Source organism: Tenuibacillus multivorans (assembly GCF_900103915.1).
GTDB classification, from domain to species: Bacteria; Bacillota; Bacilli; order Bacillales; family Alkalibacillaceae; genus Tenuibacillus; species Tenuibacillus multivorans.
Genome location: NZ_FNIG01000005.1, coordinates 39,479 through 52,250, shown reverse-complemented (window position 1 = coordinate 52,250; position 12,772 = coordinate 39,479). Strand labels below are relative to the sequence as shown.

Here is a 12,772-nt window from a genome sequence, read left to right as displayed (position 1 = left end):
ATTACAATTGATCCATCGCTAATTTAGCCGCACCAATGGCCCCCGCGCGATTGTTTAAAGCGGCAGGCATGAGTTCTATATGTTGAATAGCATCATTTGAGCGTTCTTGAAACCGTGTGACGAGTGAATCCCACCAATAATCTTTCGTTTGGATTAACCCGCCTCCAAAAATATAGGCATGAGGATCAAAGGTATGCGATAGATTGATTAAGCCAATGGACAAGTCATCGATGAATTGATCAAGTACCTGTATGGCAGTGGTATTATTCTGATTAACTAAAACAAAAAACGCCTGAGCATTTGTAATGGGATTCGAATGGACACGTTCATTATAAGCTCTCACCAGGGCCGTTCCACTACAGTATTGTTCAAAGCAACCGCGTTGACCACAGTTACACTGTTTACCATTAGGGAATAAAATCATATGGCCAACTTCACCGGCACTCCAATGGGCACCACGTTGAATCTGACCATTTTGGCAAAACGAAGCTGCCACTCCAGTTCCTAAGCTAATAAAAACAAACGATGGGAAGTGTCGGCCATTCCCATAACAATATTCACTATACGCCGCCGTATTAACATCATTGTCTGCAAAAATTGGAAGATGGAATCGCTTTTTTATCTCTTCTACTAAATTAACACCTGTCCAATCTGGTAAATTAGGTGTCGCATAATAGACTTCTCCACTGGTCATATTAATCCGCCCTGCACTGCCAACACCAATCGCTGCAATCTCATAGTTTTGACTTAATCTATCAATCAATTGAATCACACGGCCCATGACTACCTCTTTACCATCCTGCACGCGGGTGAGCGATTCCGCGACATCAACTACCTGGCCCGAAGTGTTAATAATGGTTCCCAATATTTTTGTGCCACCGATATCGATCCCAATAGTGTACATGCCATCCTCTCCTCAAAATAATGAGGTTTTCATCCCCTATGATTCAAGTCTGTTCTTCATAAAATTCTCTTGGCCATTCTAATTCTAAGCCATCTTCTCTCAACTCTCGCTGAAATCTTTTTAATAACGAATCTTCCTCACGAACCTCCTTAGGACTAACCTGATGATTTAAACAAAAAGCGACTATGGCCCCACCCGCTTCACCCACATTCCATTCAACAGGATGAAGTCGGTAACACCCATTCGTAATATGGGTGGTGCCAATGTTTTTACAACCCGCAAGCACGTTGTCCATATCCTTTGGAATAAGCGCACCCAAAGGAATATGAAACGGTAAAGTTGGAATGTCCAAATAATTTCTGCCACCAGTACTCGGGTGAAGATCAATGCGGTAATAACCGATTCCTATCCGATCATCGTATTTAACACCTGATTTTAGTGGTTGCGATTCGGGCGATAAATCTTGTTCCGTGATCGTATACATTGCTTTAATTCTTCGTGATTCTCGAACATAAGGATACTTCGCCAACCCATCATGAGTATCAAATAAGTCATGGCGCAATTTTAATCCAGGATATCCTTGCCCTCCATCAGGTCGTCTAGCTTCTGTTTGCAACCAGTAAAGCAAAGATAAACTCAACTGTTTCGACTGCTCAACATGTTTCTCTCGTTCCTGATCACTGACATCAAAAATCTTCCCTAAAAAATAATCATTCATTGGCCAGTTCATCAAGCTCACATCTCCAGCCGGATAGACGGTATGATATAACGACTGACTATAAATCCGGCGGTATTCCCATAATGGAAAACCTTCATCTTCCTTAAATAACGTATACTTCCTCGGTTCTAAAGTGACCGGATTAGGCGCTTTCAAGCTTAAGTATTGATCTGGCCAAAAATTGGGTCGATACGCTTTCCAAAAATCATACATCTCAGGCTTGTTGATTGTATGTTGTTCCCCTTTTCGATATTCCATTCCTAATACATATGTCAGAGCTTGAACATTGTTACGATCCGCATTTTCTAAAGCGTGACATTCTCCCGTCTCATGCTTAGATTCGGCTCCTGTGCTATAATCCAATTGAGCTTTAGAAAGAAGCTCACCTTCCTCTGTCGCATCCATCACAAATGGAGCCTCGACTTTTAAATATGTATTCATTCGCATGTCAGTAAAAATAGCTTCTTTGACACGATTCTCTGTCCGGATGGCACGATGCAATTGACAATTTGTATGTATCATGAGTTGATTCGTCAACGTGTATTTAAGTAACATATCGTTTAAAACGTGTAACGAAACCCGTGGATCATGACATATATGACTCACCAACCCATTTCCCGGGTTAAAGGGAGTATCTATCTGTTGAACATCAAGCTTATCTAAATACTTCTCCCTCACCCTTTGACGATATGCTTGATACCTTCTCGTTCTCCCAAAGGATTCCATATAAGGGTGTTCATCTGGGGGAACCCCTTGTGATGTGACTTGTCCGCCAATCCAGTCTGTCTCTTCAGTCATCAATACGGAAAGGCCTCGTTCACAAGCGGCCATAGCTGCGGCACAACCGCCTAATCCACCACCCATAATCAATAAATCGACTCGATATTCTCGCAAAATCGTTCACCCCCGACTACATGTTTCATAGTTTAGATTTCGATTACAATGTCATTTCGTCAACAAATCGCTCGGTAATCTCTTGTGGACGCGTGATCGCTGAACCAACGACCACGGCATAAGCCCCATATATTATGCAGTCCTTAGCAAGTTCAGGTGTGTAGATTCGTCCTTCAGCCAGTACAGGTTTGTGGCAAATTTCGGTTAGCTTTTTTAAGAGATGATGATTAAACCCGTCAATGTCACGTGTCTCCTCGGTATAACCGGATAAAGTCGTTGAAATGAGATCGACATTTAAGTCATCAACATACTTTCCTTCTTCAAATGTCGATACGTCCGCTACCAAAAAATGATCGGGATATTGATGTTTGATCATCGATACAACATCTTTTAAAGATTGGTCATCTGGTCTTTTTCTTAACGTCGCATCAATGGCCACCATATCCGCTCCTGCTTCAACGACAGCCTCCACTTCCGCCATCGTCGGGGTGATATAAACGTCACTTTCTGGATATCTTTTTTTATATAAACCAATGATTGGAAGGGATACGGAATCCTTAATCGCTCGAATATCATCAGGTGTATTAGCACGTATACCAACCGCCCCACCTTCCTCTGCTGCTAGAGCCATTCGTTGCATAATATGCGAACCATGTAACGGCTCATGGGGCATAGCTTGGCAAGAAACGATTAATCCAGATCTTAAGCTTTCTATAACAGGATTCATTCAAACACCTCTAAACGGTAAAATTTAATAAATTTTATTCACGACGGCTTCTGCTGTTTTGTTTTTCATACTTAAAGAAGCTTCTTTCTCTAATAATGCCAATCCCGTACAAATCAAATCAACAACAAATAATTGTGAGATTTTTGCCGTTAACGACCCCCCTTCCAGAGGTGATTCCTTAGCGCCACCTAATAAGACAATGTCAGCAAACTGTGTAATCGGCGAACGTGAGTAATACGTAATCGCTATAATTGTGGCGCCGTTTTCTTTAGCGATTTTCAAAGACTCTAACGTATCCCGCGTACTTCCAGATAAACTCAAACCAACCACTACATCACCTTCTGATAAAGTCGCTGCTGACATGGCCTGTAAATGGGAATCCGTAATCGCATCAGCGTGCTTGCCGATTCTTAAAAGACGGCTTTTGGCATCTAATGCGGTAATACCTGAACTCCCCACACCAAAAAAGTGCATCGACCGAGCTTCATGAATCAATTCAATGGTACGGTTTAAGTCCTCCTCATTGATGATGGAAGCAAGATTTGTCACCGATTCAATCGTATTACTTGCTATTTGTTGAACTAAATTAGAATTTGATAGAACATTTTCATGCTTCGGTGACTCGGATATATTTTGAGCAATCGTTAGCTTAAACTCCTGGTAGCCCTTTAACCCAATTTTTCGACAGAACCTTAAGACGGTCGTTTCCCCGACGCCTACTTCATCTGCCAAATCGGTGACCGAAAAATAAATCACGTGGTCTAAATGGTTAATGACATATTCAGCCACTTTCTTTTCGGAGTTGGTTAACGAGGGATAGTAACTGTGAATAATTTCAACTACTGGTGTTTTCATCATACATCGTCCTTTTCTCTAGTTTATATTTTCATTAAAACGTGTTTTTGGCTAAGTTTATGTTCAACGATTCGGTAAAAACAATTAACCCAAAATAAGATCGTTCCAATCGTTAAAAACACCCACATACCCGGAAGTAGGTATGAGATAAATAAGATCGCCAAGATCCCTATTAAAGCGATGAACAAATAATGGATATAGGCCATTATCGAGAAAAACGAAACCTTAAATAATCGAAGGATGCTTAAATTTTTAGTCAACATTAAAGGAAAGATATAAATCGTTAGCATCATCCAAATGCCCGATAAAATAACTAAACTTCCAAGGCCTAAGCTTCCGATTACGTCTCCCTGAAGGCGGTTAAAAAAGGAATAATCAACATATAAAATCAGGTAACCTATGGCTAAAATCCACCCTAAGAGTTGTGACTTCCCATAATATTGTTTAAAGCCTTGCCAAAATCGCTTCCATATCGGGAGATCAGTCTCCCCCTTTAGCCACCCTCGCGTCACATATAAGCCACCGACGAGAGCAGGAAGGAAGCTAAAGACAACTATGCCTAACGCCGAAGTCAACACACATATCAGGTTTAACTTCACGATTCTCATGATCCATTCACAACCATCTAACATTTTCCTCATGATTAAATCCATCATTATCAGCCTTTCACAGAGCTATTATAAGCAGCTTCAATGAAATAACGTTGGAAAGCGATAAACACAATGATAATCGGTATTAAAGCAATTAAAGCACCAGCCGCTATTAACCGCGTATTCGCAGAAAAAGTACCTTGAAGCTGATAAAGCCCTAATGTAATCGGGTATTTATTTGGATTATCTAGAATCAGTAATGGCCATAGGAAATTGTTCCATGATGCAATAAAACTGAGAATCGCAAGGACACCCAACATGGGCTTAACCATCGGAAAAAGAAGCCGCCAAAATATTTGCCATACATTAGCCCCGTCAATAATTGCGGATTCCTCTATTTCCTTTGGAATCACCAAAAACCCTTGCCTCATAAGGAAAATTCCTAGAGGTGGAACAGCGCCAATTAAAATGATAGCCGTATAACTATCCATTAACCCTACTAAATTGATGGTTAAGTAAACCGGAATCATCGTGACTTCGTTAGGAATCATCATCGTGGCAATGATTAATACAAAGATGACATTCTTTCCTTTAAAATTCATCCGTGCCAGTGGATAGGCAGCACAGGCGCATAGGATCAATGGCACAAGTACGCCAAAAAAAGTTAGGATCGCCGTGTTTAATAAATACCTCGGAATCGGTAATGTATGCCATACCTCAACAAAATTTGAGAAGGTGAAATTGTTTGGGATTAATTGAGGTGGAATCAAAAAAACCGTTTCGTTAACCCCTTTTAAAGATGTTGAAACCGTCCATAAAAAAGGGACAATGGTAATACACGTAACGATTAATAACATGAGGTACATAAATGCGAGTCGCATAACTTTGCGAAGATTAATCGACTTTGTCTTTTCCAACGTGACGGCCTGGGTTTGCTCCATACTTTCACCCCTCTCGCTAATTAGGTGTTCGATCAAGCATTCTTTGGTTGATCAAGGTTATGACTAAAATGATAATAAACAAAATAAATGAAATCGCACTTGCATATCCCATGTCTAATCGTTCGAATGCTTCCTTATAAACTAAAAATACAGCTGTCGTCGTCGAATTTAATGGTCCTCCATCAGTCATCGTCAGCATCAGTGTAAATTCTTTAAACGCACTCATCGTTGAAATGACAGCCACAAAGAAAATCATCGGTTTGATCATCGGGATCGTGACATATAAATGCTTTTGCCAAAAGCTTGCCCCATCTAACTCACAGGCTTCATATAAATCTTGCGGGACACCTTGAAGCGCAGCCAAATAAAATAACATATAATAACCGAAGCCTTGCCATATGGTGACCACCGCTAAAGCAGGCATAGCTGTGCTCGTATTCGTCAACCATCTGACTTTATCGATGTTAAACAGACTTAAAAAATAGTTAATCATCCCATCGGTCGAAAACATCCATTGCCATAAAATAGCGGTAATGACGACGGAAACTAACACTGGGAAATAGAAGATTAACCGAAAGATCTTAATTCCCCGTAGCTTTTGGTTAACTAATATAGCAACGAAAATCGGAAGGATCACTAAGGCCGGCGTAACCAACAACCAATAATACACTGTATTTAAAATGGTCTCTCTAAAAACCGGGTCCTGAAAGGCTCGTATGTAATGATCAAAACCTATGAATTCAGTTTCAGAGGGTTGGAAAACATTATAATTTGTAAAACTTAATGCCAAAGCTGCGATACTCGGTAAAAATGTAAAAACCAGTAATAATAACAGGGGAATGGAGAGAAACAACCATGCATGTCTGGCTTTATACATTCCATGACCTCCTTAATTGAAGATTGGGCTGGGACATAATTTAAATTGCCGACGCTAAAGGCGAATAATACTAAGATTTAGCGGAGGAAATATACGTAGACTCCTGCGGGAGGAAAGGCATAGGTGAGACCCCACAGTGCATAAGCACGAGGAGGCTCACCAGCCGCCCGCGGAAAGCGAAGTATATTTCAGGAGCGGGTTATTTGCACTAACCATTTTAAAAACACTATTATTCCAGCCTCAATCTCCCCCATAAAATTATTGTGCTAATATATTGTTCACCTGTTGTTCAGCATCAGCTAAAGCTTCAGCAGGGTCAACATCTTCTAAAATAACGCGTTGGAAAGCTTGCTGAACCTGTTCGATGACCTCTAAAACATCATCCCCTGGAGGAGACATATTTTCCGCATCAGCTAAAGCCTGTGCCGCATAATAGCGTGAGCGTATAGTCGCGTCTTCAGAATCTTTTCCTTCCTCAAAAAATGGATCTTCAATCGCTTCTTTTAAAGGTGGAAGAACTGACGCCTCTTTAGAAAACTCGACTTGATTTTCTGCATTCGTAACAAACTTAGCAAACTCAATTGCAGCTTCCTTCGCATCACTGTTTGCAGCTACCGCAATATTCATCGGATTGGCGTGCTGTAACCCTGCCTTACCATTAAAAGCAGGAGCTCCTAAAGATTTTTCATATACCTCTGGCGATAAATCTTCGACCTGACGATATAGTTGCGGTCCAGTTGACCACCAAGCCACTTGTTCCTGAGCATATAATTCGGCCATAGATACTTGATTTAACATCACATCCAGATTGTATAATCCTTCGTCGTAGTATTCCTTCAAATTGCCCCAGAGCTCAGCCGCTTCAGGTGTATTAAATGCGGCTTCAGTGCCATCTTCATTTAGTATGGGTATACCATTTTTCGGGAATAACAAATGCATTTCTGGCCCCACAACTTGACCATACTTCCCTGTCTCTTCATAAATGACTTGTGACATTTCCCAGGCCTCTTCAAATGTCGAAGGTGGCTCCTCAAAACCAGCCTCAGCCAATATATCTGGGTTATAAATTAAACCACTCGTCGTTGTATACCAAGGTAAAGCATAAACGTTCCCATCTACCTCAGCTGTCTTCCAAAGTCCCTCGAAGAAATCATCCTTAACATCATCAGCAGCCTCGTCCATGTTGACTAAAGCACCATTAGCAGCAACTTTCTTTACGAATTCAGTATTTAGATTCATCACATCCGGTAAGCTACCACTAGACGCTTGAGTCAAAACGACTTGTGACACTTGATCATAAGGCACATCATTAATGGTAACGGTTACATCTGGGTGCATACTCTCAAACTCATCTTTTAAATTGTTCAAATAATCCTCAAATGCAGGAAGAAGTGATATCGTCATAAATTCAACTTCTCCCGAAAGTTCTCCAGAAGCACTTTCGCTACTTGATCCTCCTTCCGTTTCTTGACTTGCGTTCTCTTCTGGATCATCACTTGTGCCTCCTTCACTGTCTGAACAAGCGACCAAAAACAACCCCACAATAGCTAACATCATCAAACATAACCATCTGACCCTTAAAGCCTTCACCTACAATCCACCTCCATGGATAATTAATTTGGAATAAAAATTCATTTATGAAATAAAAATTGAAGAACATTTTCATTTATAATTATAAAAATATTCGGAAATGTTTGTCAATATCTTTAGCAAATTTAAACACATATGCCCAATGCATATTTATTTTTCAATCTGTATTCCTATCTCAAACAATCGGCTCCACGGCAAGTAAAGTTCTTTAATTCGATAAGGATCCATCATCGGGTCGTTTTTAATATACTTCATGAAGTAACGATTGATCATCTCAAGCTTTTGCTCATCAGTGGCCCGTTCATCAATTTGTTTTCTAACTAATGCCCTAATTTTAGCTTGATATAAATAATCATCTAAATAGCGAATACGTAATAAGTAGTCCTTTTCTTCTGTTATTTTTAACCCTATTCGTTCGGCTAAGACGTATAAGGCTGCCTGTGATACAACGGTTCCCATTGTGTTTCCAGCCGTGTTCCAACCCGCAAAACCGATGAGATCCGTTAAATGCCATTCACTAAAAAGATGTTTAACCATGGTTTCATCAGCACCATTCGCATAAGCGAGATCCGCAACAGCCACAGCTTTTCCTTTACGGAAATAATAACTTAATCGCTTCGTCCACTCTCCAATATTGCGGTCATTTGTATCCACTTGATTCAAATAATGACCTAAAGCTAAATCACCCTGCTTTTTGCCAGGCACATTCACACCTAATACGATATCAGCATCTTGAACACTGTCTACGATGTGGCTTCCAATTGCGTAAACTTGTCCCTTAACGGACTCGCGTATCGGCCGATCTTCATACATCGCGTTCAAAAACGAACCACTTTCACCACTATAAATCGGATAGAATGTAGGAGGGCTCTGGTTCACTGATTGATAGATTAACCTTGTCACTAACGTGCTCGCGACCTCATCCGCTCCAGGATAGATTAATATGTTTTGGAATAATTTCTTTTGGTAGATGGTTTGATGTAAGATTTCTTGCTCTTTGATATTAAGCCCATATTCGCTTGTATCGTCTTGAGGAAATACTAAAAAATTAAGCCATTTGCTTTCGACATACTCGATTAACTTTTGATTGACTTTAAAATGCTTCTCTCGCGTTGATAGATAATCTTGAAGAATGACCTCTGGAATCTCCACTTCTAATCGCTTCATCTTTTTTTGATCTTCTAATTCTTGATGAATCTCATACCGGTGAGCATAATATGAATATTGATAGATTTTAACCCCGTAGTCCTTCCAATACACTTTTTCTTCTTCATTGATATTATTATTCGAAATTCTCATCGTTGAGCTCATAGCCATAACGGGTAACGATGGATTCGTTTTTTTAATTAATTTGAGTCGTTCTAAACGATCAAGTATGACGGATAAATCTTCTTGGTTGATGCGTGACGGAACCAATCCCCCGTAAAGAAGCATATCCATCGATACAATCACACCATCAACGTCATCGATTACGTTTTCCAGCCATGACCATACCCCATCAATGTCTGCCCGTTCCTTTAAAAAACCTAATTGATGCTTAGGCGGGAGTACGACATCCCAGCCGCCGATCCGGGCTAAATCACGTGGCAAATCATATGAGACGGGTCTTTGATCGATTGGAACAAGAGCAATCTTTTTATTACGCAAACCTTTCACCTACTTTAAGTTGATGAACTTAATTCTTTTTTCAATAAATCCCACCAGTGATATTCTTCTAAATAAACCGTATCAAACAACATCACACCATCTGACCGTTCCTTACATAAACGGACAGCATCTATAAATGTCTCGGGGTGTCCTCGATAATTTTTCAAAAACAGGCTCGCCACAAAAGGCGTTCCACCATTAATCACTTCTAAACTCTTTTCAATGGCCCCTTCCACGCTATACCAATCAGCGGGTTTTTCGCTTTGTTTCGCTTCTTCAATCAGGACATCTGGGTAATAACAGCCCGTCATCAAAAAGTCCAACGTCTCAGCTAATCCCGTTTTGTGAAATTCCTTCGACGTCCAACTCAAATCGGGCTGGTACGTTTCGCTAGCCCAATTCACGCCTTCATTATAATATAAGGGATACCAAGAACCGACGTAATCGGCGAAAATAGGGAAACGCTCTTTCGTGACCTTGCTCGCATCTTGTACAAACTGTTTAATATTATGGGCGCGAAATTCAGCCCACTTCGGAAACCACTTGTTAAACACCACTTCTTTATGTTCATCCACTTCCATGATATCGTTCGGCCAATGTTTGATTGGCTCACCAATGTAGACTTCAAATTGTGAACGGCTCAATTCACTGAAATCGCCAAAGACATTGGGATACCGACAACGATCTAATACAACACCATCTAAATCATATTGATGTAACTCTTTTAAAATGTTAAGCTCATGCTCAATGACTTCCGGGTGAATTGGGTTGACGAAAATCGTCTCCGCATCAAGGTATTCCGCAGCATTTGATTCTTTGGATAAGGCTTCATGATAAAAAGTTACTTTCCAATCTTGCTCATAAACGAGTCCGTCACTTGTCTTCGAATAACCTTCCGAAAAAACATTAACATTTGCCAATATGTTAATAGGAAAAGACTCAGCTTTAGATAAAAATTCTTTTAAAAAGTCCCGCCCCTTCCAAGCATCAAAACGCCCCGACGACCAACGACTTATATGATGACCGTATCGGCTTGGATAAGTCGTTTGGCCATAAGGCACTTTCGCATCAATGATTAAATAATCAATGTTCGCTTCCACAGCATGTTGAAGTAACTGCACTTGCTGATTCTCATCCGACAACCGCCTACCATTAGCTAAAAAGTCGACCCATAAAATGTTGGCATTCCCGACAAAAAAATGGCTAGCCACTAAAAGTCCTCCCTATTTTTGAAGAATTTTTTCATTAACACTTAAAAAATTGAAAGAATTATTTTCTAAAATTATAAAATATTCAAAAAATAAGGTCAACAATGATCGATCAATCCTAATAAAAGGACGCCCTAAAAATAGGACGTCCAATTTAATCAAATATATGTTTTCTAATTCTAGTAAGAATTCTAACCTTGACCATGTATTATTCTGCAACGAACTATCTACTTGCCATTCAACAACCGCAAAAGCTTCTCAAACGATTTGATCCATTAAAACCCTTATACATTCAAACTATTTACAAATACTTCTAAGCAATTTTTGAAATTTTATATATCTTCATAACTTAAATTATAACAATCTACACGCATATATTCTCATTTTTACTCTTCCTAAGCAGATTTCTTAGTTATTTCTACAAACTTATGGCTCCTTGACTGAAAAAATGAAAAGATTAAACATAGACCTAATGGTATCATCAAACCTATATAAACAAAATTAGCTCCCATATCAGATGCTACCCAGCCTAAAATTGGTCCACTTATGACTACAGAACCTTGGTTAAAAATCATTCTAAAACTAGCCATCCTACCATGGTAATTTGATTCTGTTGCAATTTGTTGAACAGCTTGTAATAGTGTTCTAACCCATGTGGAACCTAATCCAATTAATAAAAGCCCTACAGCTACAAAAGGAATAAATTTAAATACCCCTACAATCATTAAGCCTATCAACATAACTGAGATTGAAAATGAAGCTATGTTCTTTTCATTTTTCTTCCACCACCACGCTCCCAATAAACCTGCTATCGCTCCACCGACTGATAACGTAGCATCCAAAAAGCCGTAAACTGTTGAAGAGCTGTTAAGATAATCAACTGTATAAACTGATAAAAAGCCTAAGCTAGTATGGAATACTAATTGCCCATTAAACATTATAATAAATAAACCCAATAAAAACCTATTATTTTTTACATATTGAAATCCTTCTCTCAAATCATATAAAACCGACGTTTTTTTACTCTCTTTGTCAGAGCCAACGTTTTTTTCAATAGGCTTTTTAATAAGAATTAATGATAATGTTGCGGCTATAAAGCTTATAGTAACTATAGTCATTGATCCAATTGAAGATAATAAACTTATTATTATCCCACCAGTTGAAGCACCTAATAAGCCTCCAAGTATAGCAAAGGAAGAAGACTTAGAAAAAATGTTCGGTAATTGTTCTTTTTTAAAAATTTCTGCTATAAAAGCTTGGATAGACGGCCTAAATAGAGAACCTGACAATTGGAGTATCATATGGACACCTATTATAACCCACGGTTCAATAATGCCAAATATCATGAGAATGAATAACACACTTATCGATATAGCACTAATTGATGTGGCAGTTACGGACAGAATTTTACGATTCATTCTATCTACAATTACACCGAAAAATAGGTTAAAAACAAGACCTGGTAGAAATCCAAGCCCTACTAGTAAGCCCGTATATTTTGCATCACCTGTAAATTCATATAGTAACCAAGTAACTGTCACAAAATACATTGCTCTACCATATTCAGATAAGAAAAATGCAATTAATATAAATTTATAGTTTCTCATTTCTTCTCCTTTTATGAGTAAATAATTTCTTGAATTCAGTAGTTAAGAGCTCGTAATAGTTATTTTACAACCACTCTTAAAATGCAATTCTATTTCCAAAAGGATCAAAACGTTTCGCTGGTTCTAATGGTTCATAAGTTTAGATTCTTTAACTTATTGCTGGATACGCTTTTTAGCTGGATAAAAATCAGGCTGAATCCAAATATGTAATTGT

Annotated in this window: 11 protein-coding genes; all 11 read right to left on the bottom strand. The window is 39.1% G+C overall.

Features of this window, described 5'->3' with window-relative positions:
- Window position 1 precedes the first annotated feature (1 nt).
- The 11 genes from BLP77_RS08975 to BLP77_RS08925 all read right to left on the bottom strand — a co-directional run bounded on the left by BLP77_RS08975 (window position 2) and on the right by BLP77_RS08925 (window position 12,558).
- A complete protein-coding gene (locus tag BLP77_RS08975) occupies window positions 2-904 on the bottom strand; it encodes an ROK family protein (protein ID WP_093856787.1) in 903 nt (300 codons plus the stop codon).
- 43 nt (window positions 905-947) lie between these two features.
- On the bottom strand, window positions 948-2,516 hold the full coding sequence (locus BLP77_RS08970) for an FAD-dependent oxidoreductase (RefSeq protein WP_307723632.1): 1,569 nt from the start codon (window positions 2,514-2,516) through the stop codon (window positions 948-950).
- A 43-nt stretch (window positions 2,517-2,559) separates the two neighbouring features.
- Window positions 2,560-3,243: an N-acetylmannosamine-6-phosphate 2-epimerase gene (locus tag BLP77_RS08965; protein ID WP_093856785.1), complete on the bottom strand. Its 684-nt coding sequence runs from the start codon at window positions 3,241-3,243 to the stop codon at window positions 2,560-2,562.
- 24 nt (window positions 3,244-3,267) lie between these two features.
- Window positions 3,268-4,098 carry a MurR/RpiR family transcriptional regulator gene (locus BLP77_RS08960; RefSeq protein ID WP_093856784.1) on the bottom strand — a complete coding sequence of 277 codons (831 nt, stop codon included), beginning with the start codon at window positions 4,096-4,098 and terminating at the stop codon, window positions 3,268-3,270.
- 23 nt (window positions 4,099-4,121) lie between these two features.
- Window positions 4,122-4,739 carry a YesL family protein gene (locus BLP77_RS08955; RefSeq protein WP_176753025.1) on the bottom strand — a complete coding sequence of 206 codons (618 nt, stop codon included), beginning with the start codon at window positions 4,737-4,739 and terminating at the stop codon, window positions 4,122-4,124.
- Between the two features lie 17 nt (window positions 4,740-4,756).
- Window positions 4,757-5,629, bottom strand: coding sequence for a carbohydrate ABC transporter permease (locus BLP77_RS08950; RefSeq protein ID WP_093856782.1), 873 nt, complete (start codon window positions 5,627-5,629; stop codon window positions 4,757-4,759).
- 16 nt (window positions 5,630-5,645) lie between these two features.
- Window positions 5,646-6,506 carry a carbohydrate ABC transporter permease gene (locus BLP77_RS08945; RefSeq protein ID WP_093856781.1) on the bottom strand — a complete coding sequence of 287 codons (861 nt, stop codon included), beginning with the start codon at window positions 6,504-6,506 and terminating at the stop codon, window positions 5,646-5,648.
- 258 nt (window positions 6,507-6,764) lie between these two features.
- Complete coding sequence (locus BLP77_RS08940) at window positions 6,765-8,096, bottom strand: ABC transporter substrate-binding protein (protein ID WP_093856780.1); 1,332 nt, start codon at window positions 8,094-8,096, stop codon at window positions 6,765-6,767.
- Window positions 8,097-8,246: 150 nt separating this feature from the next.
- The gene (locus BLP77_RS08935; RefSeq protein WP_176753023.1) at window positions 8,247-9,743 is read right to left on the bottom strand and encodes a DUF4127 family protein; all 1,497 of its coding nucleotides are present in this window, start codon (window positions 9,741-9,743) and stop codon (window positions 8,247-8,249) included.
- 14 nt (window positions 9,744-9,757) lie between these two features.
- Window positions 9,758-10,954 (bottom strand): alpha amylase family protein, encoded by a 1,197-nt coding sequence (locus BLP77_RS08930; RefSeq protein ID WP_093856778.1) that lies wholly within the window; start codon window positions 10,952-10,954, stop codon window positions 9,758-9,760.
- A 392-nt stretch (window positions 10,955-11,346) separates the two neighbouring features.
- Entirely contained in the window at window positions 11,347-12,558 is a 1,212-nt protein-coding gene (locus BLP77_RS08925; RefSeq protein WP_093856777.1) for an MFS transporter, read from the bottom strand.
- Between the last annotated feature and the right edge of the window lie 214 nt (window positions 12,559-12,772).